Here is a 25,587-nt window from a genome sequence, read left to right as displayed (position 1 = left end):
TTTTGTTGTTTTTTACAATCCTGCAAATTCTTTGATTTCTTGTGCGGACATAGAAGAGTCGCAACGGACATTGATTTGGCCATCTGCAATGTGAACGAAGCCTGGTACAGTTGGAATTCCATAGCGTGAACGGAATTCTTGTAACTCATTGAGTTGGCTTGGTTCTTCACTGTTGATGAAGTAGATGTGAGCTTTAGTTTCAGCTACGACACCTGCCAAGGTACCTGCGAATTTACGGCAGTAAGGGCAAGTTTTACGACCAATAAAGAAGGTTGCAGTTTCTTTCTTATCAAGAGCTTCTTGTGCACGCGCAACTGTAGTTACTTCAAGGTCTTTGGTGTTTTCTAAAAATTGTTCCATGAGATTACCTCGCTTTCATTGATAAGTCTAGTATGCCATAAAGTTTCTAAAAATGCTTAGATTTGATACGAAAAAAAGATGAGATTGGTTCGTCTCATCTTTTATAATTTCTTATTTAACAAAAGCATTGATTTCTGCTTCGATGTTGGCAATCTTAGCTTGTGAATCTTCATTGCTTTCACCCACAACAGCAATGTAGAATTTGATTTTTGGTTCAGTACCAGAAGGGCGAACAGCAATCCATGAACCGTCAGCAAGTGTATATTTCAACACATCACTTGGAGGAGTTGTCAAGTTTGTAACAGTACCATCAGCAGCAGTAGCAGTTTGAGCCTTGAAGTCTTCTACGACAGTGATAGCTGTTGTGTTCCATTCTTTTGGAGCATTGTTACGGAACTTAGCCATAATCGATTTGATTTGTTCAGCACCATCAACACCAGAAAGGGTAACAGAGATGGTCTTTTCAGCGTAGTAGCCGTATTCTTTGTAGATTTCTTCGATACCGTCAGCAAGTGTCAAACCACGTGAACGGTAGTAGGCAGCAAGTTCAGCAACGACAAGAACAGCTTGAATAGCATCTTTATCACGTACGAATGGTTTAATCAAGTAACCGAAGCTTTCTTCAAATCCCATCATGTAAGTGTGATTGTGTTTTTCTTCAAATTCTTGGATTTTTTCAGCGATAAATTTGAAACCAGTCAAAACGTTGAACATAGTTGCGCCGTAGCTTTCAGCAATCTTTGTTACCAAGTCAGTTGATACGATTGATTTGCAGAGAGCAGCATTTTCAGGAAGAGTACCAGCATTTTTGTGGGCTTCCAAGATGTATTTAGCCATGATAGCACCGATTTGGTTACCTGAAAGGTTAAGGTAGCTACCATCTTTTTGAAGAACTTCAACACCAACACGGTCAGCGTCAGGGTCAGTTGCCACAAGAACGTCTGCACCAACTTGACGACCAAGTTCTTCAGCAAGGGCGAAGGCTGCTTGGCTTTCTGGGTTTGGAGATTTTACAGTTGAGAAGTCAGGATCAGCAGTTGCTTGTGCTTCAACAACTTGAACAGAGTCAAATCCTGCTTGAGCAAGAGCACGACGAGCCAACATTTCACCCGTACCATGAAGTGGTGTGTAGACAATCTTCATGTCTTTACCGAATTCTTCGATCAAGGCTGGGTTGATGTTTACGTCTTTAACTTCTTTAAGGTATTCTGCATCAACAGCTTCGCCGATAACTTCAATCAAGCCAGAAGCTTTTTCCGCTTCTACATCGGCAACTTCCACAGCGAATGGATTTTCGATAGCACGAATGTAAGTAGTCAAAGCGTCCGCGTCATGTGGAGGCATTTGTCCACCGTCTTCACCGTAAACCTTGTAACCGTTAAATGGAGCAGGGTTATGGCTGGCAGTAATCATGATACCTGCAAAACAGTTGAGGTGACGAACAGCGAATGAAAGTTCAGGGGTTGGACGAAGGCTTTCAAATACGTAAGATTTGATACCGTGTTTAGCAAGAACTGCAGCAGATTCAAAGGCAAATTCTGGTGAGAAGTGACGGCTATCGTAGGCAATTGCCACACCACGTTCTTTTTCATTTCCACCTTTTGATTCAATCAAACGAGCCAAACCTTCGGTAGCTTGACGAACAACGTAGATGTTGATGCGGTTTGTACCAGCACCGATCAAACCACGCATACCAGCAGTACCAAATTCAAGATTGGTATAAAAGGCATCTTCCTTAGTTTTTTCGTCCATATTTTCCAAATCATGACGAAGGTAGTCTGGAAGGTCAGCAAAATCGACCCATTTTTGATAATTTTCTTGGTAAGTCATAGAGTGTCTCCTTTGTTTATTGCTTTAATCGCTTTCATTATATCACGATTTGACATTTTAGTAAAACGTTAGCATAACTTAAAATGTAGGAAATTTACTTATGCACTTTAGCAGGAAAATGGTGAGTACTGTGCTTACTTATACTAACTTAGGGATGAAAACCAATTATCCAATTTTTTAAAATATTAAAAGTTATAGTATTTTTGTGGGATTTTAAATAAAATAAATCGTAAATATTGTTATATTCTATTCTTTTTATAAAGAATCCTTTAATGTATCAAATGAACAGATAGAAAAATTTAAGTTAATACTCTATAAATTTAAGATATTTTGAAAATATCTGGTTTCTGTTTTGAATTTTATAGGGCGTATGGTAAAATATAGTAAATCATTAAAGGAGAATCCATTATGAAAAAAATTCTTAAGCATTCTGCTTTGCTTTTATCAGCTTTAGCACTTGTTGCTTGTGGAGCTCAAAAAAAGCAAGCGACAATGGTACTGCCTCGAACTCAAACTTTGAAGTTTCAGTAAAAGACGGTATGTTTGTATTGCCTAAAGATGAAGATTCATCTTCAAGCTACCTTGCGCTTCAAGTCGAAATCAAGAACAATCGTGATAAACAGTTTAGTTTTACTAGCCAAGATATTACGCTTTATAATGAAAAAGATGAGAAATTACAACCAATTCAAATCTATGAAAGCGATAGTAAAACCAAGTTTATGTCATATGGAGACAGTCTTTCTAAAGGAAAGAGCGTTGCTGGTTATGTAGTGTATGAAGTCAACAAGAACGCTAAGTATGAACTCCACTTCGCACCTAGCTTTTATGATGACATCAAAGAGAATTCTAAAAAGAATAACGATGTAGCAATCAAGGTGGATCCAAGTCAGTACGAAGATCATATTGATGAAGCGAAAGATGTAATGAAAAAATATGTCGATGCTGTTTACCTTAATGGGGAAAGTTCTGGTGGTGGAACGAACCTAAGCACATCTGATAACAAGGCTCAAATCGTATCCCTTGCTGATGATAAAAAATCTTCTGATGGTGATGCTGAATTTACAAACGATGTGAAGGCTGATAAAGAAGAGTTTATCAAGAAATTTACAGAGTCATTCGGAAAAGGTTTCTATAACTACAAACCTTCTGATTCAGAACTTAGAACATTCGCAGATGCTTATATCAAAGCAAACTCTAAACGAGCAAAAATTGATTACAAAGTTAAAACATACTTGCCTGATTACGCTGTTATCTATGTAAGACCTGAAACGATTGACTTGGACAACTTGAATGTCTATGAATTGAGCAGTAAATTCTATGACGAAAACAAAGGTAAGTACAGCAGCTACTCAGAGGCTATGAAAGCCGGTGAGAAGTACATCTTAGAAAACGCACCAAGCCAATTTGAATCTACTCCTCTAGATACTAGTGATAGTATGAGAAAAGAGGGATATGAAATCAAAATGACGAAGAAAGATGGTAAATGGACCATTGATACCTCTTCTAAGAATTACGACTTAAACGATATGGCTCGCACATTCCGTGGAGGCATTGGATATTAAGCTAAAAAGTTCGAGTGTTAACTCGAACTTTTTTCATTGCAATTGTGCAAAAGAGAAAAAGATAGTAAAATAGAGATATGATTATTTTACAAGCTAATAAAATTGAACGATCTTTTGCTGGTGAGGTTCTTTTTGATAATATTAATCTGCAGGTAGATGAACGAGACCGAATTGCTCTTGTTGGGAAAAATGGGGCAGGTAAGTCTACTCTTTTGAAGATTTTGGTTGGGGAAGAGGAGCCGACCAGTGGAGAAATCAATAAGAAAAAAGATGTTTCTCTGTCTTACCTGGCCCAAGATAGCCGTTTTGAGTCTGAAAATACCATTTACGATGAAATGCTTCACGTCTTTGATGACTTGCGTCGGAATGAGAAGCAACTTCGTCAGATGGAACTGGAGATGGGTGAAAAGTCTGGTGAAGATCTGGATAAACTGATGGCGGATTATGATCGTTTGTCTGAGAATTTCCGTCAGGCTGGTGGCTTCACCTACGAAGCTGATATCCATGCTATCTTAAATGGATTCAAGTTTGACGAGTCTATGTGGCAGATGAAAATTGACGAGCTTTCTGGTGGCCAAAATACTCGTCTAGCACTTGCCAAAATGCTCCTTGAAAAGCCCAATCTCTTGGTCTTGGACGAGCCAACCAACCACTTGGATATCGAAACCATTGCCTGGTTGGAAAATTACCTAGTAAATTATAGTGGTGCACTCATTATTGTCAGTCACGACCGTTACTTTTTGGATAAGGTTGCGACGGTTACACTCGATTTGACTAAGCATTCCTTAGATCGTTATGTAGGTAATTACTCTCGCTTTGTTGAGTTAAAGGAGCAAAAGCTAGCTACTGAGGCAAAAAACTATGAAAAGCAACAGAAGGAAATCGCGGCTCTAGAAGACTTTGTCAATCGCAATCTAGTCCGAGCTTCAACGACCAAACGTGCCCAATCTCGTCGGAAACAATTGGAAAAAATGGAGCGTTTGGACAAACCTGAAACTAGTAAGAAATCAGCCAATATGACCTTCCAGTCTGAAAAAACATCAGGTAATATCGTTTTAACCGTTGAAAATGCAGCTATTGGCTATGATGGGGAAATACTTTCAGAGCCAATCAACCTCGACCTCCGTAAGATGAACGCTGTTGCGATTGTCGGACCAAATGGTATTGGCAAATCAACCTTTATCAAGTCAATAGTAGACCAGATCCCTCTTATTAAGGGAGAGAAGCGTTTTGGCGCTAATGTGGAGGTTGGTTACTATGACCAGACTCAAAGCAAGTTAACACCTAGTAATAGTGTTCTGGATGAACTCTGGAATGATTTTAAACTGACTCCAGAAGTTGAGATCCGCAACCGCCTTGGTGCCTTCCTTTTCACAGGAGATGATGTTAAAAAGTCAGTCGGAATGCTGTCTGGTGGTGAACGAGCTCGTCTGTTGCTTGCCAAACTTTCAATGGAAAACAACAATTTCTTGATTTTGGACGAGCCGACCAACCACTTGGATATTGATAGCAAGGAAGTGTTAGAAAATGCTCTGATTGATTTTGATGGAACCCTTCTTTTTGTCAGCCACGACCGTTACTTTATCAATCGTGTAGCCACTCATGTACTGGAATTGTCTGAGAGTGGTTCAACCCTCTACCTTGGAGATTACGACTACTATGTTGATAAAAAGGCTAAAATGGAAGTCAGCCAAATAGAGGAAGCTTCAACTAGCAATCAATCAAAAGAAACAAGTCCAGCTAATGACTATCAGGCCCAGAAGGAAAGTCAGAAAGAAGCCCGTAAGCTCATGCGTCAAATAGAGAGTTTAGAGGCTGAAATCGAAGAGTTAGAAACTCAAAGCCAAGCCATTTCTGAAAAAATGCTGGAAACCAACGATGCTGAAAAGCTCATGGAATTGCAAGCTGAACTGGACAAAATTAGCCATCGTCAAGAAGAGGCTATGCTTGAGTGGGAAGAATTGTCGGAGCAGGTGTAAAGATGAAACATCTAGGAAAGGTATTTCGTGAATTTCGAACAAGTGGGAAGTACTCCTTGAAAGAGGCGGCAGGTGAATCATGTTCAACCTCTCAGTTATCTCGCTTCGAGCTTGGGGAGTCTGATCTAGCAGTTTCCCGTTTCTTTGAGATTTTGGATAATATTCATGTGACTATTGAAAATTTCATGGACAAGGCTAGGGATTTTCAAAATCATGAACATGTTGCCTTGATGGCACAGATTATTCCGCTTTACTATTCAAATGATATTGCAGGTTTTCAAAAGCTTCAAAAGGAACAACTTGAGAAAGCAAAGAGTTCGACCAATCCCCTCTATTTTGAGCTGAATTGGATTTTGTTACAGGGGCTGATTTGTCAAAGAGATGCTCATTACAGGATGAGGCAGAGTGATTTGGAAAAGGTAGCAGATTATCTTTTTCAAACAGAAGAATGGACTATGTATGAGTTGATTCTTTTCGGTAATCTCTATACTTTCTACAATGTGGACTATGTAGCTCGGATTGGCAGAGAAGTCATGGAGCGGGAAGACTACTACAAGGAAATTGGTCGGCATCGAAAACTTGTTTTGATTTTAGCTCTTAACTGTTACCAGCATTGTTTGGAGAACCGTTCTTTTGCGGATGCGGACTATTTTGAGGGCTATGTAGAGAAGTTGATTGGAAATGGTATCAAGCTTTATGAGCGTAATATCTTCCATTATCTCAAAGGTTTTGCCCTCTACCAGAGAGACTTGAAAGAAGAGGGTTGTAGTCAGATGCAAGAGGCTATGCATATTTTTGATGTGCTTGGACTTCCAGAGCAAGTGGCTTACTATCAGGAACATTATGAAAAATTTGTAAATCCTTAAATTTCCCAAATAAGGGAAAAATAAAGAGACTCCTTTCAGTTTTGATACAATAGTTTCAAAATTTGAGAGGGGTTTTTTATATGAATCGACATGCAATCCAGTTGATTAGTCGTGGTGCTATTAATAAAATAGGAAATATGCTCTATGATTATGGAAACAGTGTTTGGTTGGCATCAATGGGAACGATAGGGCAGACTGTTCTTGGGATTTATCAAATTTCTGAACTCGTCACATCGATTCTGGTCAATCCCTTTGGCGGAGTGATTTCAGACCGCTTTTCGCGTCGCAAAATTTTGATGACGACAGACTTGATTTGTGGCATTCTTTGCTTAGCTATTTCTTTCATCAGAAATGATAGCTTGATGATTGCTGCTCTGATCTTCGCAAATATTGTTCAGGCGGTTGCCTTTGCATTTTCTCGTACAGCCAACAAAGCCATTATAACTGAGGTTGTAGAGAAAGACGAGATTGTGACCTATAATGCTCGCTTAGAGCTCGTTTTGCAGGTTGTAGGTGTTAGTTCCCCTGTACTTTCTTTTCTCGTTTTACAATTTGCCAGTCTCCATATGACACTCGTTTTAGATGCTATTAGTTTTTTCATTGCATTTACCTTAGTAGCTTTCCTCCCAAAAAAAGAGATTCAGGAACAAGAGAAAAAGACTTTCAGCTGGAAAAATATTTTTTCTGATATGAAAGAAGGAATTCGCTATATCTGGCACCAGCAAGAAATCTTTTTCCTTTTGGTAGTTGCTTCCAGTGTTAATTTCTTTTTTGCAGCTTTTGAATTTCTCCTCCCTTTTTCAAATCGACTATACGGGGTAGAAGGAGCTTATGCAACTATTTTGACTATGGGCGCTATTGGTTCGATTATCGGAGCTCTTCTAGCTAGCAAAATAAAGGCAGGTGTTTATAATCTTTTGATTCTATTGGCCTTGACTGGAGTTGGAGTCTTTATGATGGGGTTACCACTGCCAACTTTTCTTTCCTTTTCTGGAAATTTAGTTTGTGAACTGTTTATGACGATTTTTAATATTCACTTTTTTACTCAGGTTCAAACCAAGGTTGAGGGAGAATACTTGGGGAGAGTCCTAAGCACAATTTTTACCTTAGCCATCCTATTTATGCCGATTGCAAAAGGCTTTATGACGGTGCTACAAAGTGTCCATCTCTCTTCTTTTCTGATAATTGGAAGTGGGGTTGTCATCCTGTCTTGTTTCTCCCTCATTTACGTGCGAAGTTATTTTAAAAAAGAGTTATAATTTCTTTTTTTTAGAAAATATTTCACTACGAATCATTTTTCAGTCCTTCTCTATTGTGAGGAGGGCTTGCTTTGTGGTAAAATGGGATTATGAATGAAAGAATGAATGAGTTAGTTGCCCTACTTAACCGCTATGCGATTGAGTACTATACGAGTGACAATCCCTCGGTTTCAGATAGTGAGTATGATCGCCTCTACCGAGAGTTGGTCGAATTGGAAGCCGCCTATCCAGATCAAGTTTTAGCGGACAGTCCGACCCATCGTGTTGGTGGTAAGGTTTTAGATGGTTTTGAAAAATACAGTCATCAGTATCCTCTATACAGTTTGCAGGATGCTTTTTCACGTGAAGAGTTAGAAGCTTTTGATGCGCGTGTTCGAAAGGAATTACCCCAACCGACCTATATTTGTGAGCTGAAAATCGATGGTTTGTCTATTTCGCTTACGTATGAAAAGGGAATTTTGGTAGTCGGTGCGACACGTGGGGATGGTTCTGTTGGTGAAAATATCACAGAGAACCTCAAGCGTGTCAAGGACATTCCTTTGACCTTGCCAGAAGAACTTGATATCACTGTTCGTGGAGAGTGTTACATGCCACGCGCTTCATTTGACCAGGTCAACCAAGCTCGCCAAGAAAATGGAGAGCCTGAATTTGCTAATCCTCGTAACGCAGCTGCAGGAACCCTCCGTCAGCTGGATACAGCAGTAGTGGCCAAACGCAATCTTGCGACTTTCCTCTATCAAGAAGCCAGCCCTTCTACTCGTGATAGTCAAGAAAAAGTCTTGGAGCATCTTGAACAGCTTGGTTTTGTAGTTAATCCTAAACGAATATTGGCTGAAAGCATGGATGAGATATGGGATTTCATCCAAGAAGTAGGACAAGAACGGGAGAAACTGCCTTATGACATTGATGGAGTGGTCATCAAAGTCAACGACCTAGCAGGTCAAGAAGAACTCGGCTTTACTGTTAAAGCGCCCAAGTGGGCAGTCGCCTATAAATTTCCTGCTGAAGAAAAAGAAGCCCAGCTCCTTTCAGTTGACTGGACAGTAGGTCGTACGGGTGTTGTGACCCCGACTGCCAATCTAACACCTGTTCAGCTTGCTGGCACAACTGTAAGCCGTGCAACCCTTCATAACGTAGATTATATCGCTGAAAAGGATATCCGAAAAGACGATACGGTTATCGTTTATAAGGCTGGAGATATCATCCCTGCTGTTTTGCGTGTGGTAGAGTCCAAGCGTGTTTCTGAAGAAAAACTAGATATTCCGACTAATTGTCCAAGCTGTGTTAGCCAGTTGCTTCACTTTGAAGATGAAGTAGCTCTTCGTTGTATCAATCCTCGCTGTCCAGCTCAAATCATGGAAGGTCTGATTCACTTTGCCTCTCGAGATGCCATGAATATTACAGGACTTGGTCCATCTATCGTTGAAAAACTTTTTGCTGCCAATTTAGTCAAGGATGTGGCGGATATTTATCGTTTGAAAGAAGACGATTTCCTTCTTTTAGAGGGTGTCAAGGAAAAGTCTGCTTCTAAACTGTATCAGGCCATTCAAGCATCCAAGGAAAACTCTGCTGAAAAGCTCTTGTTTGGTCTTGGAATTCGCCATGTCGGAAGCAAGGCTAGCCAACTCTTGCTCCAACATTTCCACTCTATTGAAAATCTAGCCCAAGCTGACCCTGAGGAAGTAGCAAGTATCGAGAGCTTGGGTAGTGTGATTGCGCAAAGTCTTCAGACTTATTTTGCTACAGAAGGATCGAAGATTCTCTTAGACGAGTTGAAAGAAGCTGGAGTTAATCTGGACTACAAAGGACAGACAGTAGTGGCAGATGCGGCCTTGTCAGGTTTGACCGTTGTACTCACGGGGAAATTGGAACGTCTCACACGTTCTGAAGCCAAAAATAAACTCGAAAGTCTGGGTGCCAAAGTCACAGGCAGTGTTTCCAAGAAAACGAATCTTGTCGTAGCAGGAGCAGATGCAGGAAGCAAGCTCCAAAAAGCACAAGAACTTGGTATCGAAGTTCGAGATGAGGCCTGGCTAGAAAGTTTGTAAAGAATAGTTGAAAACTAGATGTTAGATAGTCTGGAACTATCTCTCCTGATGTGTTTTTATATCTATTAAAACTATTCTCTATAGTGCTGAAATTCCCGTTAAATTCTTCAGCATGACTTAAAAATTAAAATTAGGACTTAGGAAAAGAAATGTATAGATACCCTGTAGTCATCCATTTTCACCGAAAAAATGGGGATTATGCCGCTTGTTCATTCAGTAGAAAACAGGCAGATGTTAAAGAAAATTTGTATTATGAAAATGACTATTTTGGAGCAAAATTCTCCTTTACAGTTACAAGTGCAGAAAGGCTCGATACTCTGACCTTTTCTGTCGGAATAGATGGAAAGACAAAAGATTATCTCCTACGTTTTAACTATTATCCACTGTTGACTGAGGTTTGGATTTTGGATGGTGATGAGACGGTTTATTATTCTGAAAATCCAGCCATTGCAAGTCCTTGCTATAAAGATAGAAACCCGTTTGCTTTTGATAAAGCTTTTCACAGTGAAAGTTTTGATCACCATTGGGGATACCAAGGAGAGTTGGGTTATAGTATCTCAGACTACCAGACAAGCTTTAAACTCTGGGCTCCAACAGCTACAGCAGTCCAAGTGGTCGTTTATGAAAATACAAGTAACGACGCGCCGATTTGGAAAACCTTTAACCTTGAGCGTGGGAATAGCTATTCATACAGCCATAAGTACAATACCATTGGTGTTTGGAGTGTAGACCTGGATGAAAATCTTGCAGGTAAAGCTTATCAGTATCAGATTGAGTTTCCACACCACCAGACTTTGACACGAGACCCCTACACTATCGCTACAAGTCCTGATGGAAAACGTTCCGTAATTCTCTCTCAGCAAGATAGACAAGTAGAAGGATTTAAAGTCAAACATGGGACAGATGCTCCTTGGCGTTTGGAAAACCCATGTAAAGCCGTTATCTGTGAGATGCACATTCGTGATTTTACAAAATCGCCGACATCTGGAGTTCCAGAAAACCTTCGAGGAACCTTCCTTGGGGCTGCCCAGACTGGAACGGTTAACCAGTATGGTCAAGCAACAGCATTTGACTATATCAAAGAACTCGGCTGTAATTATGTTCAGCTTCAACCAATCTTTGATCGCCATAAGGAATATGATGAGGATGGAAATGTAACCTATAACTGGGGCTATGATCCTCAAAACTACAATGCACCAGAACCAAGTTTCTCTAGCAATCCAGATGATCCTGGACAGGTTATTCGAGACCTCAAGACCATGATTCAGGCATATCATGATGCGGGAATCGGTGTCATTATGGATGTCGTTTACAACCATACCTTTTCAACGGTCGATGCACCTTTCCAAACAACTGTTCCTGATTATTACTATCGTATGAATCCAGATGGAACCTTCCAAAACGGCACAGGTGTTGGAAATGAAACCGCAAGTGAACACGAAATGTACCGCAAGTATATGATTGACTCACTCCTTTATTGGGTGAAAGAATACAATATTGACGGTTTCCGTTTCGACTTGATGGGAATTCACGATGTCAAAACCATGCAGGCGATTCGTTGGGCACTTGATGAGGTTGATCCCCGCATTATCACCTATGGAGAAGGTTGGGATATGGGGACAGGTCTTGCACCTTATGACAAGGCCAAGAAGGACAATGCCTACCAGATGCCAAATATTGGATTCTTCAATGATGATCAGCGTGATGCCATCAAAGGAGGAGAAGTTTATGGCACAATCAAGGCAGGATTTGTTAGTGGTGCTGCTACAGAACCGATTGTAGCCAAAGCTATTCTTGGTAGCCGAGAGTTGGGTTCATATCTTAGTCCAAACCAAGTTCTTAACTATGTGGAAGCCCATGATAATTACAACTTGCATGATTTGTTAGTAACCCTTCATCCAGATCACAGTTCAGATAAGATTATGCGTCAGGTCGAAACAGCAACAGCCATGAGCATTCTTATGCAAGGGATGTCCTTTATAGAGCTGGGGCAAGAATTTGGCCGTACCAAACTCCTTGCTACTGGAGAAAATGGCGAGCTGACTGCGGCAGATAGAGAACGAGCCATGAACAGCTACAATGCTCCAGATAGTGTCAACCAGGTCAACTGGGATTTAATCAATGAGAGACAAGAGAGCATTGACTTTATTCGCCAGATTATTCGCCTAAAAACACAAACGCGTGCTTTCTCCTACCCTACATACGAAGAAGTTTATCGTCATGTCTTCGTCCATACAGCTGCTGAAAATAGTGGGTGGATTGTTTACGAGATTCATGGTGAATCAGAGCACTTATTGGTGGTATTCAATGCTAAAGGAACTTCCTTCTATTTTGAAAATGCAGGAAATCTTGAAATGCTGGTGTCCAATAGTCGTTCTAAAGAGTCTAATGTGATTGATGATATCAGCGTTGCAGTCTTGAAGGTACTTTCATAGTAAATGCTACAAAAAGGTTTAGTTAAAACTAGACCTTTTTTGATTTTTATTGAAAAACCAATATCTAATAGGAATAAATTTCAAATAATTTGAAGAATCAAGTTTGTGAAAAAAATATCAATATTTTCCAAAAAGGGGTTGTAATTTTCTGAAAATTTGATAAAATAAGTTTTAATCATTTTCAGGAGGAAGAGAATTTGACAAATTATCAGAATTTAGTGAATGGAAAATGGAAATCATCGGAGAATGAAATTGCCATCTATTCTCCCATCAATCAAGAAAAGCTGGGTACAGTACCTGCTATGAGTCAGGTTGAAGTAGATGAGGCTATGAAAGCAGCGCGTGCAGCTCTCCCAGCATGGCGTGATTTAGCACCCGTTGAGCGTGCAGCTTATTTGCATAAGACAGCAGACATTTTGGAACGTGATAAAGAAAAAATTGGTACCATTCTTGCCAAAGAGGTTGCAAAAGGAATTAAAGCAGCCATTGGAGAAGTAGTACGTACAGCAGAATTGATTCGTTTTGCTGCCGAGGAAGGTCTCCGTATCACTGGACAAGCAATGGAAGGTGGCGGTTTTGAAGCTGCAAGTAAAAATAAACTAGCCGTTGTTCGTCGTGAGCCAGTTGGAGTGGTGTTAGCTATCGCGCCATTTAACTACCCAGTAAACCTTTCTGGATCTAAGATTGCTCCGGCATTGATTGCCGGAAATGTCGTTATGTTTAAACCACCAACACAAGGATCTATTTCTGGTCTCTTGTTGGCTAAAGCATTTGACGAAGCCGGAATCCCAGCAGGTGTCTTTAACACCATCACTGGACGTGGTTCTGAAATCGGAGACTACATCATCGAACACAAGGAAGTGAACTTCATTAACTTTACAGGTTCAACACCGATTGGGGAGCGTATTGGTCGTTTAGCTGGTATGCGCCCAATTATGCTGGAGCTTGGTGGAAAAGATGCAGCAATTGTCTTAGAAGATGCAGATTTAGAAAATGCAGCTAAGCAGATCGTAGGTGGTGCCTTTAGCTACTCTGGTCAGCGTTGTACCGCTATCAAACGTGTTTTGGTTGTGGAAAGCGTAGCAGACAGATTGGCTGAATTGCTCCAAGCTGAAGTTACTAAGCTAACAGTCGGTGATCCATTTGACAATGCAGATATCACACCTGTTATTGATAATGCTTCAGCTGATTTCATCTGGGGATTGATTGAAGATGCTCAGGAAAAAGGAGCCAAAGCGCTCAGCCCAATCAAACGTGAGAACAATCTCATTTGGCCAGGACTTTTTGATTATGTCACAAGAGATATGAAATTAGCCTGGGAAGAACCATTTGGACCAGTTCTCCCGATTATTCGAGTTGCAGATGCCAACGAAGCGCTAGAAATTGCTAATGAATCAGAATTCGGTCTTCAATCTTCAGTCTTTACAAATGACTTTAAGAAGGCATTTGAAATTGCTGAAAAACTTGAAGTGGGTACCGTTCATATTAATAATAAAACACAACGTGGACCAGATAATTTCCCATTCCTTGGTGTAAAAGGTTCTGGTGCAGGAGTGCAAGGAATTAAATATAGTATCGAAGCGATGACAAATGTCAAATCCATTGTTTTTGATGTGAGATAATTTATAAAATCAGGAAAATAACTTCCTGATTTTATTTTTTTCAAAATAATACAGTAAAAAATTGATAAAAAACGAATATTCTGGTATTATAATAAAAAAATATATGGAAATTGTTTCGTGTTCTATTTTCTGGATATCTTTTTTAAAATGCTAGGTAATTTTTTGAAGGCTTTCATAAAAAAATATGATTTCCTTCGTAAATTACTTGAAAGTTATCTTAAAAGAGTGTATAATAGAATTATAGAAAACGCTTACAAAAGAAAGGGGATTGAATGAATAATCAAGAAGCATTAAGAACCTTTACTACAGGTGAGAACTTTCACCTCCAGCATTATTTAGGAGCGCATAGAGAGGAGAAAAATGGAGAAATAGGCTATACCTTTAGGGTTTGGGCCCCGAATGCACAAGCAGTTCATCTAGTTGGTGATTTTACTAATTGGGTTGAGAATCAGATTCCCATGGTTCGTAATGAAGCAGGTGTTTGGGAAGTCTTTACGAGTCAAGCTCAGGAAGGTCAGATTTATAAATATCATATCACGCGTGCAAATGGTCACCAGATTATGAAGATTGATCCTTTGGCAGTTTATTTTGAAGCTAGACCGGGTACAGGAGCTGTTTTGACCAATATCCGTGAAAAGAAATGGAAAGATGGACTTTGGCTAGCACGTCGCAAACGTTTGGGATTTTTCGAGAGACCAGTTAATATATACGAGGCTCATGCAGGGTCTTGGAAGAGAAATCCAGATGGTAGTCCCTATACGTTTTCGCAACTGAAAGACGAGTTGATTCCATACTTAGTTGAGATGAACTATACACATATTGAGTTCATGCCTTTAATGGCTCACCCACTTGGATTGAGCTGGGGCTATCAACTTATGGGTTACTTTGCTTTTGAACATTCCTATGGCACACCTGAGGAATTCCAAGATTTCGTTGAAGAGTGTCATATAAATAACATTGGTGTTATTGTAGACTGGGTTCCAGGTCATTTCACCATTAATGATGATGCCTTGGCATATTATGACGGTACACCAACTTTTGAATACCAAGATCACAACAAGGCTCATAACTATGGTTGGGGTGCTCTGAATTTTGACCTCGGGAAAAATGAGGTCCAGTCTTTCCTGATTTCAAGTATTAAATTTTGGATTGATTTTTACCACTTAGATGGTATTCGGGTCGATGCAGTGAGCAATATGCTGTATCTAGATTATGATAATGCTCCTTGGACTCCAAATAAGGACGGCGGAAATCTTAACTACGAGGGTTATTATTTCCTTCAACGGTTGAACACAGTGATTAAGTTAGCTCATCCAGATATCATGATGATTGCAGAAGAAAGTTCATCAGCAACAAAGATTACTGGTATGAAAGAAATGGGCGGCCTTGGATTTGACTATAAATGGAATATGGGCTGGATGAACGACATTCTCCGTTTCTACGAGGAAGATCCGATTTATCGCAAGTATGACTTTAATCTTGTGACTTTCAGCTTTATGTATGTTTTCAATGAAAACTATCTCCTGCCTTTCTCACATGATGAAGTAGTTCATGGCAAAAAGAGTATGATGCATAAGATGTGGGGAGATCGCTACAATCAGTTCGCTGGTCTGCGCAACCTCTACACCTATCAAATTTGTCATCCAGGCAAGAAACTCTTGTTCATGGGTAGTGAGTACGGACAATTCCTCGAGTGGAAGTCTGAAGAGCAGTTAGAATGGTCTAATCTAGAAGATCCGATGAATGCCAAGATGAAGCATTTCACTTCACAACTGAATCAATTCTATAAAGAGCATCGTTGTCTTTGGGAAATTGATACTAGTTATGATGGTATAGAGATTATCGATGCTGATAATAGAGATCAGAGTGTCCTTTCCTTTATTCGTAAGGGCAAGAAGGACGAAATGTTAGTCTGTGTCTTTAATATGGCACCAGTTGAACGTAAGGACTTTACGATTGGTTTACCTGTTGCAGGTATTTACGAAGAAGTTTGGAATACAGAATTAGAAGAATGGGGAGGTGTGTGGAAAGAGCACAATCAAACAGTTCAGACTCAAGAAGGCTTATGGAAAGATTATGAGCAGACTTTGACCTTTACCTTGCCTGCTATGGGAGCAGGCATCTGGAAGATCAAGCGTCGTTTGAAACCGGCTAAGAAAAAAGAATAATGGGCTGTTGATTACAATTTTTTAGTTTTTAAAAACGGATGTACTTGTATTGGACTTGAAACACAAGAGAAATGGATTTCCTATTATTTTTATAAAAAGTTTGACTTCCGACCTTCTTTCGATTTTAACGTTCACATGTCTTTATAAAGGAGTAGAAAATGAAGAATGAAATGCTAGCTTTGATCCTTGCGGGTGGGCAAGGAACACGTCTCGGAAAACTCACTCAAAGCATTGCCAAACCGGCAGTGCAATTCGGTGGGCGCTACCGTATCATTGACTTTGCTCTTTCCAACTGTGCAAACTCTGGAATCCATAATGTTGGTGTGATTACGCAGTACCAACCTCTCGCTTTGAACAACCATATCGGAAATGGTTCGAGCTGGGGATTGGATGGTATCAATTCAGGCGTTTCTATTTTACAACCTTATTCAGCCAGCGAAGGAAACCGTTGGTTTGAAGGGACTAGTCACGCTATCTACCAAAACATTGACTACATCGACAGTGTTAATCCTGAGTATGTTTTGATTCTTTCTGGTGACCACATCTACAAGATGGACTACGACGATATGCTTCAGTCCCATAAGGATAACAATGCCAGTTTGACAGTAGCTGTCCTAGACGTACCTCTCAAAGAAGCTAGCCGTTTCGGTATCATGAATACAGATGCCAATAACCGTATTGTTGAATTCGAAGAAAAACCTGCGCAACCTAAGTCTACAAAGGCTTCTATGGGAATCTATATTTTCGACTGGAAACGACTTCGCAATATGCTTGTTGCTGCTGAAAAGAGCAATGTGGATATGTCTGATTTTGGTAAGAACGTTATCCCTAACTATCTCGAGTCTGGTGAAAGTGTCTATGCTTATGAATTTAATGGCTACTGGAAAGACGTTGGTACGATTGAGTCACTTTGGGAAGCTAATATGGAGTACATTTCGCCAGAAAACGCCTTGGATAGCCGCAATCGTCAGTGGAAAATTTACTCAAGAAACTTGATTTCACCACCAAACTACTTTGGTGCGCATGCACATGTTGAGGATTCATTGGTCGTAGATGGATGTTTTGTAGATGGAACCGTAAAACGTTCGATTCTTTCAACAGAAGCACAAGTACGTGAAGGTGCTGAGGTCGTTGATTCTGTCATCATGAGCGGGGCTATTATTGGCCATGGAGCAAAGATTACTCGTGCTATTATTGGTGAGGGTGCCATTATTGCAGACGGCGTAGAAATTGACGGAACGGATGAAGTACAAGTAGTAGGATACAATGAAGTAGTGGGGGTAGCAACAGATGAAGATTGATAAATATTCAGCCATTTTAGGAAACACAGTTGGTTTTCATGATATGTCAACGTTAACAGAACACCGTCCGGTAGCTAGCTTGCCTTTCGGTGGGAAATACCGTTTGATTGACTTCCCCCTTTCCAGTCTTGCAAATGCAGGTGTTCGTAGTATCTTTGGTATTTTCCAACAAGATAATATCAGCTCAGTTTTTGACCATATTCGTTCAGGTCGTGAGTGGGGCTTGTCAACCCTTCTAAGTCACTACTATCTAGGAATTTACAATACTCGTGTTGAAAGCAGTACAGTTGGAAAAGAGTATTACCAACAGCTTCTTACCTATTTGAGACGTTCAGGTTCAAACCAAACCGTTTCGATTAACTGCGATGTGCTGGTGAATATTGACTTGAATCAAGTCTTCCACCTACACAATACAACGAATGGTCCGATCACAGTTGTATATAAGAAACTTCCAAAGAAAGACATTTCTGATGTGAATGCTATCTTGGAAATTGATGAAACTGACCATGTTCGTTCACACAAACTCTTTGATAATAAATCTACAGATGAACTCTTCAACATGTCTACAGATATCTTTGTTGTGGATACTCCTTGGTTGATTGAACGACTTGAAGAAGAAGCTCAGAAGGAATATCCTGAAAAGTTGCGCTATGTCCTTCGCGATTTAGCTGTAAAAGAAGGAGCTTTTGCTTACGAATACACAGGCTACTTAGCAAACATTCATTCTGTTCAGTCCTATTATCAAGCAAACATCGATATGCTTGAATCTAAAAAGTTCTACTCACTCTTCTCACCAAATCAAAAAATTTATACCAAAGTTAAGAATGAAGAACCAACCTACTATGCGAATACTTCAAAAGTAAGTACTTCTCAGTTTGCTTCTGGTAGTATCATTGAGGGTGAAGTAGTTCAGTCAGTCCTATCTCGTAACATTTATGTTCACAAAGATAGTGTTGTGAAGAACAGCGTTCTGTTCCCTCGTGTTGTGATTGGTCAAGGTGCCCAAGTTGAATATGCTATCTTGGACAAGGGAGTTGAGGTTGCGGACGGTGTTGTCATTCGAGGCACAGCAGAACATCCAGTTGTAGTGAAGAAGGGTGAAACAGTAACAGAGGACATTTATTCATGAAAATTTTATTTGTAGCGGCAGAAGGAGCACCCTTTTCAAAAACAGGTGGTTTGGGCGATGTTATTGGCGCACTTCCCAAATCACTTGTAAAAGCGGGGCACGAAGTTGCAGTTTTCTTGCCTTATTATGATATGGTAGAAGCTAAGTTTGGAGACCAGATTGAGGATGTTCTCCACTTTGAAGTTAGTGTGGGATGGCGTAGACAGTACTGTGGCATTAAGAAAACGGTCTTGAATGGGGTTACTTTCTACTTCATTGATAATCAGTATTATTTCTTCCGTGGTCATGTGTACGGTGATTTTGACGATGGTGAGCGCTTTGCCTTTTTCCAACTGGCTGCTCTTGAAGCTATGGAACGCATCGGCTTTATCCCTGACCTTCTACATGTTCATGATTACCACACAGCCATGATTCCCTTCTTGTTAAAAGAAAAGTACCATTGGATTCAGGCATATCAAGGAATCAGAACCGTTTTAACTATTCATAATTTGGAATTCCAAGGTCAATTTTCTGAAGGAATGCTGTGGGATTTGTTCGGTGTGGGCTTTGAACGCTATGCTGATGGCACCCTTCGCTGGAATGATTGTCTCAACTGGATGAAATCAGGTATTCTCTACGCGGATCGTGTCTCAACCGTTTCCCCTAGCTATGCGCACGAGATTATGACCAGTCAGTTCGGCTGCGGTTTGGATCAGATTCTTCGCATGGAGTCAGGTAAGGTTTCAGGGATTGTTAATGGTATTGACGCAGATCTTTATAATCCTCAAACAGACCCACTTTTAGACTATCATTTTGATAAGGAAGATTTGTCTGGAAAGGCGCAAAATAAGGCAAAATTGCAAGAAAGAGTTGGGTTGCCTGTGAGAGCAGATGTTCCTCTAGTTGGGATTGTCTCTCGTTTGACCCGCCAAAAAGGTTTTGATGTCGTTGTAGAAAGCTTGCATCGTTTCTTACAGGAGGACGTTCAAATAGTCCTTTTAGGAACAGGTGACCCGGCTTTTGAACATTCCTTCTCATGGTTTGCTCAAGTCTATCCTGACAAGCTATCAGCAAATATCACTTTTGACGTCAAACTTGCTCAAGAAATCTACGCAGCTTGTGACCTCTTCCTCATGCCAAGTCGTTTTGAACCATGTGGCTTGTCTCAAATGATGGCGATGCGCTATGGAACTCTACCATTGGTTCATGAGGTTGGTGGACTAAGAGATACAGTTCAATCCTTCAATCCAATCGAAGGAACTGGAACTGGATTTAGCTTTGACAATTTAACACCATACTGGCTTAACTGGAGTTTCCAAACAGCCTTGGATGTTTATAAGTACCAGCCGGACGTTTGGAGAAATCTACAAAAACAAGCTATGGAATGCGATTTCTCATGGGATACAGCCTGCAAATCTTACATGGACTTGTACCATAGTTTAGTCAACTAATAGATAAAATCGTATGATTCTTTCATACGATTTTTGGGCTGTTTAGAAAGGAAAGCTTATGTCTCAAGAAAAAGGCTTGTGTGTCATGGACGTTGACGGCACCCTGATAGCAGAAGAGGTGATTGATCTTTTAGGAAAAGAAGCAGGTTGCGAAGAAGAAATATCGCAGATTACAAGCCAGGCAATGCGAGGCGAACTGGACTTTGAAACAAGCTTACGAGGGAGAGTGGCTTTGTTAGAAGGTCTTCCGATTTCAGTCTTTGATACTGTCTTCAAATCCATTCATCTGTCTAAGAATGCTCAAGAATTTATCTCCATACTTCAAAAGAAGGGTATTCTAGTTGGTCTAGTGTCTGGTGGATTTGCACCAATAGTTGAGAGATTAGCAAAATCCCTTGGTATCTCCTATTTCTCTGCCAACCAGTTGGAAGTCAAAGACGGTTTTTTAACAGGAAAATCAGTTGGTGAAATTGTGACAGGTCAAGTAAAAAAAGCTACTCTTGAGAGATGGAGAAAGGAATTAGAACTGCCCAAAGAAAGAACGATTGCCATCGGTGATGGTGCTAACGACCTCTTGATGTTAAAGACAGCAGGATGTAGTATTGCATTTTGTGCCAAAGAGGTCGTAAAAACAGAGATAGCTTGTCATGTAGATACGAGGGATTTTTTGGAAGTTCTACCTTTGATTGATTTCTTAGAATGAGAGGGAACTATGAAAATTGTAATTGCACCCGATTCTTTTAAAGAAAGTTTGACGGCAGAAGAGGTCGCTCAAGCTATAAAAAGAGGATTCCAAAAATCGATAGCAGATGTAGAATGTCTGCTTTGCCCTGTAGGCGATGGTGGGGAAGGAACCGTAGACGCTATTCGACATTCTCTTGACCTAGAAGAAAAATGGCAAGAGTTGACTGGACCTTTTGGCCAAAAAGAATCAATGCGCTACTTTTATAAAGATCAAATAGCGCTCTTTGAAGTTGCTGACTTGGTTGGTCTTGGAAAGATTCCGCAGGAGAAACGAAACCCTCTCCACATCCAAACTCGCGGTATCGGAGAATTGATCCGCCATCTTATTGATCAAGGTATGAAAGAAATCTACATCGGTGTAGGTGGTACGGCTAGTAATGATGGTGGAATTGGCATTGCAGCTGCTTTGGGTTATCACTTTTATGATAAGAATGGAAAAGAATTGCCAGCTTGCGGTCAGACTTTGCTTGAATTCGAGTTAGTTTCAAATAGCAAGTTGTATAGGATACCTGAAGACGTGAAAATCCGCATTTTAGCAGATGTCGTGAGCCCTCTATGTGGTCATCAAGGGGCGACCTATACATTTGGAAAACAAAAGGGCTTGGATCCTGGTTTATTTGAAAGAGTAGATCTGGCTATACAGCGGTTCTATGAAAAATTTTCACCATCAACCCTCTCTCTTAAAGGAGCAGGAGCCGGCGGTGGGATTGCGGCTGGACTCTGTGCCTTTGCTGAGGCCACTATCGTATCTGGGATTGACACTTGCTTAGATTTGATTGACTTTGACAAGAAAGTTGAAGATGCTGATTTGGTTATCGTTGGAGAAGGTAGACTGGACAGTCAAAGCCTTGCTGGGAAAGCGCCTATAGGCGTAGCAAAAAGAACCCCTAACGGAGTTCCAGTTATCGCTATTTGTGGTAGTCTTTCCGAGGATTTACCTTCCCTGCCATTCGAAAATATACAAGGAGCCTTTTCTATTTTAGAAAAAAGTGAACCTTTGGAAGACAGTCTGAAAAATGCAAGACTCTATTTGGAGCACACATCTACTAATATTGGTCGTTTATTAAATATGAGAAATCATTAACCAAACCATTTTTTCCAGATGGATTTTTTAGGTGGCTCTGCCTTTTTCTCTTCCCAGAGGCTTGAGAATGCAAGTCTAAGGTCCTTTTCGTCTACTTGAACAGGTTCATTTGTATGAATGACAAGACCGAAAGGAGAGGTGATATGATCATCTGAAACAATAGTCGCCTGACAGTTGCTTTCCTTTGCTTGTTTTAAGTAAAAGACCTGTTTGTCAAACTCGATATTTGGTGAAATCTTCACAAAAAGTGCCTCTACCTTTTCTTGAAACCCCTCTAAAATAGAGAAAAATCCATGTTCTAATTCAGGACTATTGGCAGTACTGATATCAGCGTAGCCAAGAACTCTTTCCTCGAAAGTCCCGAGATAGCGGCGTTGTTCGTCAGGGTTTAATTTCGGCCCACCATGAGCTTTTTCTAGTAGTTGTTTTGATAAATCTGTCATAAAAACAGTATATCACAAAAATCGTAAGAAAACAGACAAAAGAAAGCGATTACTTTATAAAGTTAAGGAAAATTTGCACAAAGATAACGTTTTTTCTTGAAAAACGCTTATTTTTAAGGTATCATAGAGGTGTAAAAAATTTAACTCAAAGGAGAGTAAAAAATGTCAATTATTACTGATGTTTACGCTCGCGAAGTCCTAGACTCACGCGGTAACCCAACACTTGAAGTAGAAGTTTATACTGAATCAGGTGCTTTCGGACGTGGTATGGTTCCATCAGGAGCTTCTACTGGTGAACACGAAGCAGTTGAACTTCGCGACGGTGACAAATCTCGTTACGGTGGTCTTGGTACACAAAAAGCTGTTGACAACGTAAACAACATCATTGCTGAAGCAATCATCGGCTATGATGTACGTGACCAACAAGCTATCGACCGTGCTATGATCGCACTTGACGGTACTCCTAACAAAGGTAAATTGGGTGCAAACGCAATTCTTGGTGTGTCTATCGCTGTAGCTCGTGCTGCTGCTGACTACCTTGAAATCCCACTTTACAGCTACCTTGGTGGATTCAACACTAAAGTTCTTCCAACTCCAATGATGAACATCATCAACGGTGGTTCTCACTCAGACGCTCCAATCGCTTTCCAAGAATTCATGATCGTACCTGCTGGTGCACCATCATTCAAAGAAGCTCTTCGTTGGGGTGCTGAAATCTTCCACGCTCTTAAGAAAATCCTTAAATCACGTGGTTTGGAAACTGCCGTAGGTGACGAAGGTGGATTCGCTCCTCGTTTTGAAGGAACTGAAGACGGTGTTGAAACTATCCTTGCTGCAATCGAAGCTGCTGGATATGTTCCTGGTAAAGACGTATTTATCGGATTTGACTGTGCTTCATCAGAATTCTACGATAAAGAACGTAAAGTTTACGACTACACTAAATTCGAAGGTGAAGGAGCTGCTGTACGTACTGCTGCAGAACAAATCGACTACCTTGAAGAATTGGTAAACAAATACCCAATCATCACTATCGAAGATGGTATGGACGAAAACGACTGGGACGGTTGGAAAGCTCTTACTGAACGTCTTGGTGGTAAAGTTCAATTGGTTGGTGACGACTTCTTCGTAACAAACACTTCTTATCTTGAAAAAGGTATTGCAGAAGGTGCTGCTAACTCAATCCTTATCAAAGTTAACCAAATCGGTACTCTTACTGAAACATTCGACGCTATCGAAATGGCGAAAGAAGCTGGTTACACTGCTGTTGTATCACACCGTTCAGGTGAAACTGAAGATTCAACAATCGCTGATATCGCAGTTGCAACAAACGCAGGACAAATCAAGACTGGTTCACTCTCACGTACAGACCGTATCGCTAAATACAACCAATTGCTTCGTATCGAAGACCAACTTGGTGAAGTAGCTGAATACCGTGGATTGAAATCATTCTACAACTTGAAAAAATAAAATAGTTCAGTGAACTATTTTATCCCGAACCTTGAAATTCAAAAGTTCGGCCGTTGATTTAACAACGTTTTAAGCCCCTCGGATTTTTTCCGAAGGGCTTTTTTCTGTTCAGGGAGCAAAAAGGGGGCAGTGTTTATGGTATAATAGACAAAAACACTTGTATTAGGAAGAAATTATGTCTAAAGAGATTGATATTGAGTATTACCACCAACTAGCACTGCAAAAGCAGAAGGAGCACCGCAAAGTGTTAGCTAATCTAAAGAAAAAACCTCCTAAAAACTTAGATAAGATTGCGCAGCAGATTCACCAAGAAGTCTTTGCTGAGATTGATTGTACTGCCTGTGCTAACTGTTGCAAGACTTTGGGGCCCGACTTTAAAGAAGCAGATATTACCCGTATCGCTAAGTACTTTAAGATGAAATTACCAGCCTTTGAAGCAGAGTTTTTACAGGTAGATGAAGACGGGGATAAGGTTTTCAAATCCATGCCTTGCCCCTTTCTAGGAGGAGACAATCTCTGCTCCATCTATGATGTTCGTCCCAAGGCCTGTCGTGAATTCCCCCATACAGATCGGAAAAAGATCCATCAAATCAACTATTTGACGATTAAGAATACCTTGACCTGCCCAGCAGCCTATCTCTTTGTTGAGAAATTAAAAGATAAGTTATAGATTTTACACCTTTAAATCTTGTACAAAAATTCTGGGGCGGAAGTATCTTATATCTGTTAGACTATAGTTAGAATTGAACACGGCCTAAAAGCTGTGTGAAAAAGATGAAATTTTTTCGGAGCAGGAGCCCCTCCGTCAATTTTCCAATTTTCACTTTGCTTTTAACGGTCTTAGTATCTTTTGTGAGGTGAAAAAGAATATGATGCATCAATTCAATCGAACCATGGAATATCTGGAAAGTAAGTTGGACGCAGAAGTGGATTTGCAGAAATTCCAGCAGCTATCAGGCTATTCTTATGCTCTCTTTAGCAGGCTTTTTTCCATCCTAGCAGATATGACTTTAGCAGAATACTTACGCAATCGCAGGTTGTCAGAAGCTGTGACAGACTTGCGGGAAGGCTCTGAGAAAGTCATTGACATAGCACTGAAATACGGCTATGAGTCTGCGGATGCTTTTAGTGCGGCCTTTAAGAAATTCCATGGGGCAACTCCCTCAGAAGTTCGAAATGGAAAACCTTATCGGATCTTTCCTAGACTTCAATTATCCTTAAAGATTACAGGAGGAAAGAACATGGATATCAAGATTCAAAAGAAGCCTGCATTTACCGTTGCAGGTATCCTATTGGAAGCTATTGACAATAGCAAATGCCCGTCTGCTTGGGAGAATCTCTATAACAATTACAGCTTGGAAAGCCTAGAGAGTCTAGGTAGTGGCCAATCCTTCGGCATCTGTTCGGATGTCAAAGAAGGAGAAATCATCAACTATATGGCTGCTTATGATGTGACGGATAAAGCGAAAGCAGAAGAACTAGGTCTGTCCATCAAAGATGTCCCAGCCGCTGAATATGCTATCGTACCAGTCAAAGGTCCTATACCAGCTAGCATTCACAATGCTTGGAAATATGTCTTGGAGGTCTTTTTCCCTGAAACAGGCTATCGCCACTCAGGAGCACCAGACTTTGAAGTCTATACCGAAGGTGACATGTCGTCACCAGACTATCAAATGGAACTCTGGATACCAGTGATTAAGTACTAGATCATTTTCTGACATTTTATAAAGATGCAAAACCAACTCTGTAGAAGATAGCTTTTACAGAGTTTTTCTTTCTTTGATTACACGAATTTATGAGAAGAACAAAAAAATTGATTTTACTTAAATTTAAGTATAAGGAATTTTTAAGCATTTACTT

Annotated in this window: 18 protein-coding genes and 1 pseudogene; 16 read left to right on the top strand and 3 right to left on the bottom strand. The window is 40.3% G+C overall.

Going from position 1 to position 25,587, the window contains the following annotated elements; all coding sequences use genetic code 11:
• Positions 1-12: 12 nt before the first annotated feature.
• A complete protein-coding gene (locus tag ACIY19_RS03910; protein WP_000434665.1) occupies positions 13-360 on the bottom strand; it encodes a thiol reductase thioredoxin in 348 nt (115 codons plus the stop codon).
• A gap of 111 nt (positions 361-471) precedes the next feature.
• On the bottom strand, positions 472-2,190 hold the full coding sequence (locus tag ACIY19_RS03905; protein ID WP_409002734.1) for a phospho-sugar mutase: 1,719 nt from the start codon (positions 2,188-2,190) through the stop codon (positions 472-474).
• 408 nt (positions 2,191-2,598) lie between these two features.
• Between ACIY19_RS03905 and ACIY19_RS03900 the strand changes: the two are divergent.
• From ACIY19_RS03900 to ACIY19_RS03840, 13 genes and pseudogenes are all read left to right on the top strand, one after another.
• Positions 2,599-3,752 (top strand): annotated as a pseudogene (locus ACIY19_RS03900) (DUF4352 domain-containing protein).
• A gap of 77 nt (positions 3,753-3,829) precedes the next feature.
• Positions 3,830-5,731 (top strand): ABC-F family ATP-binding cassette domain-containing protein, encoded by a 1,902-nt coding sequence (locus ACIY19_RS03895; protein WP_409002733.1) that lies wholly within the window; start codon positions 3,830-3,832, stop codon positions 5,729-5,731.
• 2 nt (positions 5,732-5,733) lie between these two features.
• Positions 5,734-6,597 carry a MutR family transcriptional regulator gene (locus tag ACIY19_RS03890; protein ID WP_409002732.1) on the top strand — a complete coding sequence of 288 codons (864 nt, stop codon included), beginning with the start codon at positions 5,734-5,736 and terminating at the stop codon, positions 6,595-6,597.
• An 80-nt stretch (positions 6,598-6,677) separates the two neighbouring features.
• Positions 6,678-7,856, top strand: coding sequence for an MFS transporter (locus ACIY19_RS03885; protein WP_409002731.1), 1,179 nt, complete (start codon positions 6,678-6,680; stop codon positions 7,854-7,856).
• A gap of 89 nt (positions 7,857-7,945) precedes the next feature.
• The gene (ligA, locus tag ACIY19_RS03880) at positions 7,946-9,904 is read left to right on the top strand and encodes an NAD-dependent DNA ligase LigA (RefSeq protein WP_409002730.1); all 1,959 of its coding nucleotides are present in this window, start codon (positions 7,946-7,948) and stop codon (positions 9,902-9,904) included.
• 149 nt (positions 9,905-10,053) lie between these two features.
• Positions 10,054-12,339, top strand: a complete 2,286-nt coding sequence (pulA, locus tag ACIY19_RS03875; protein WP_409002729.1) for a type I pullulanase — start codon at positions 10,054-10,056, stop codon at positions 12,337-12,339.
• Positions 12,340-12,536: 197 nt separating this feature from the next.
• Positions 12,537-13,961, top strand: a complete 1,425-nt coding sequence (locus ACIY19_RS03870; protein WP_409002728.1) for an NADP-dependent glyceraldehyde-3-phosphate dehydrogenase — start codon at positions 12,537-12,539, stop codon at positions 13,959-13,961.
• 272 nt (positions 13,962-14,233) lie between these two features.
• Positions 14,234-16,129 carry a 1,4-alpha-glucan branching protein GlgB gene (glgB, locus tag ACIY19_RS03865; RefSeq protein ID WP_409002727.1) on the top strand — a complete coding sequence of 632 codons (1,896 nt, stop codon included), beginning with the start codon at positions 14,234-14,236 and terminating at the stop codon, positions 16,127-16,129.
• A gap of 158 nt (positions 16,130-16,287) precedes the next feature.
• Positions 16,288-17,430 (top strand): glucose-1-phosphate adenylyltransferase, encoded by a 1,143-nt coding sequence (locus ACIY19_RS03860; protein ID WP_000787250.1) that lies wholly within the window; start codon positions 16,288-16,290, stop codon positions 17,428-17,430.
• Positions 17,420-18,559 carry a glucose-1-phosphate adenylyltransferase subunit GlgD gene (gene glgD, locus ACIY19_RS03855; RefSeq protein ID WP_084918360.1) on the top strand — a complete coding sequence of 380 codons (1,140 nt, stop codon included), beginning with the start codon at positions 17,420-17,422 and terminating at the stop codon, positions 18,557-18,559. The genes ACIY19_RS03860 and glgD overlap by 11 nt, the downstream gene beginning before the upstream one ends.
• Positions 18,556-19,989 carry a glycogen synthase GlgA gene (glgA, locus tag ACIY19_RS03850; protein WP_044020740.1) on the top strand — a complete coding sequence of 478 codons (1,434 nt, stop codon included), beginning with the start codon at positions 18,556-18,558 and terminating at the stop codon, positions 19,987-19,989. The genes glgD and glgA overlap by 4 nt, the downstream gene beginning before the upstream one ends.
• A gap of 58 nt (positions 19,990-20,047) precedes the next feature.
• Positions 20,048-20,692: a phosphoserine phosphatase SerB gene (gene serB, locus ACIY19_RS03845; protein WP_409002726.1), complete on the top strand. Its 645-nt coding sequence runs from the start codon at positions 20,048-20,050 to the stop codon at positions 20,690-20,692.
• 9 nt (positions 20,693-20,701) lie between these two features.
• On the top strand, positions 20,702-21,817 hold the full coding sequence (locus ACIY19_RS03840) for a glycerate kinase (protein WP_409002725.1): 1,116 nt from the start codon (positions 20,702-20,704) through the stop codon (positions 21,815-21,817).
• Here ACIY19_RS03840 and ACIY19_RS03835 read toward each other — a convergent pair.
• Positions 21,814-22,260, bottom strand: coding sequence for a DUF1694 domain-containing protein (locus ACIY19_RS03835; protein ID WP_042902244.1), 447 nt, complete (start codon positions 22,258-22,260; stop codon positions 21,814-21,816). The genes ACIY19_RS03840 and ACIY19_RS03835 overlap by 4 nt on opposite strands.
• Positions 22,261-22,422: 162 nt before the next feature.
• On the opposite strand from ACIY19_RS03835, the gene eno reads away from it, so the two are divergent.
• The 3 genes from eno (at position 22,423) to ACIY19_RS03820 (ending at position 25,433) form a co-directional block, all read left to right on the top strand.
• Positions 22,423-23,727, top strand: coding sequence for a surface-displayed alpha-enolase (gene eno, locus ACIY19_RS03830; RefSeq protein WP_000022821.1), 1,305 nt, complete (start codon positions 22,423-22,425; stop codon positions 23,725-23,727).
• A 175-nt stretch (positions 23,728-23,902) separates the two neighbouring features.
• Entirely contained in the window at positions 23,903-24,397 is a 495-nt protein-coding gene (locus ACIY19_RS03825) for a YkgJ family cysteine cluster protein (RefSeq protein ID WP_042902245.1), read from the top strand.
• 199 nt (positions 24,398-24,596) lie between these two features.
• Positions 24,597-25,433 (top strand): AraC family transcriptional regulator, encoded by an 837-nt coding sequence (locus tag ACIY19_RS03820; protein WP_084945188.1) that lies wholly within the window; start codon positions 24,597-24,599, stop codon positions 25,431-25,433.
• Positions 25,434-25,587: the final 154 nt, after the last annotated feature.

This window comes from Streptococcus sp. ST14 (genome assembly GCF_046098195.1).
GTDB lineage: Bacteria > Bacillota > Bacilli > Lactobacillales > Streptococcaceae > Streptococcus.
This window is presented reverse-complemented; position numbering and strand designations above follow the sequence as displayed.

Excerpts from the sequence above, each read along its gene's own strand:
- ACIY19_RS03910 (WP_000434665.1), bottom strand. The coding sequence starts at position 360 with ATGGAACAATTTTTAGAAAACACCAAAGACCTTGAAGTAACTACAGTT.
- ACIY19_RS03905 (WP_409002734.1), bottom strand. The coding sequence starts at position 2,190 with ATGACTTACCAAGAAAATTATCAAAAATGGGTCGATTTTGCTGACCTT.
- ACIY19_RS03895 (WP_409002733.1), top strand. The coding sequence starts at position 3,830 with ATGATTATTTTACAAGCTAATAAAATTGAACGATCTTTTGCTGGTGAG.
- ACIY19_RS03890 (WP_409002732.1), top strand. The coding sequence starts at position 5,734 with ATGAAACATCTAGGAAAGGTATTTCGTGAATTTCGAACAAGTGGGAAG.
- ACIY19_RS03885 (WP_409002731.1), top strand. The coding sequence starts at position 6,678 with ATGAATCGACATGCAATCCAGTTGATTAGTCGTGGTGCTATTAATAAA.
- ligA (WP_409002730.1), top strand. The coding sequence starts at position 7,946 with ATGAATGAAAGAATGAATGAGTTAGTTGCCCTACTTAACCGCTATGCG.
- pulA (WP_409002729.1), top strand. The coding sequence starts at position 10,054 with ATGTATAGATACCCTGTAGTCATCCATTTTCACCGAAAAAATGGGGAT.
- glgB (WP_409002727.1), top strand. The coding sequence starts at position 14,234 with ATGAATAATCAAGAAGCATTAAGAACCTTTACTACAGGTGAGAACTTT.
- ACIY19_RS03860 (WP_000787250.1), top strand. The coding sequence starts at position 16,288 with ATGAAGAATGAAATGCTAGCTTTGATCCTTGCGGGTGGGCAAGGAACA.
- glgD (WP_084918360.1), top strand. The coding sequence starts at position 17,420 with ATGAAGATTGATAAATATTCAGCCATTTTAGGAAACACAGTTGGTTTT.
- glgA (WP_044020740.1), top strand. The coding sequence starts at position 18,556 with ATGAAAATTTTATTTGTAGCGGCAGAAGGAGCACCCTTTTCAAAAACA.
- serB (WP_409002726.1), top strand. The coding sequence starts at position 20,048 with ATGTCTCAAGAAAAAGGCTTGTGTGTCATGGACGTTGACGGCACCCTG.
- ACIY19_RS03840 (WP_409002725.1), top strand. The coding sequence starts at position 20,702 with ATGAAAATTGTAATTGCACCCGATTCTTTTAAAGAAAGTTTGACGGCA.
- ACIY19_RS03835 (WP_042902244.1), bottom strand. The coding sequence starts at position 22,260 with ATGACAGATTTATCAAAACAACTACTAGAAAAAGCTCATGGTGGGCCG.
- eno (WP_000022821.1), top strand. The coding sequence starts at position 22,423 with ATGTCAATTATTACTGATGTTTACGCTCGCGAAGTCCTAGACTCACGC.
- ACIY19_RS03825 (WP_042902245.1), top strand. The coding sequence starts at position 23,903 with ATGTCTAAAGAGATTGATATTGAGTATTACCACCAACTAGCACTGCAA.
- ACIY19_RS03820 (WP_084945188.1), top strand. The coding sequence starts at position 24,597 with ATGATGCATCAATTCAATCGAACCATGGAATATCTGGAAAGTAAGTTG.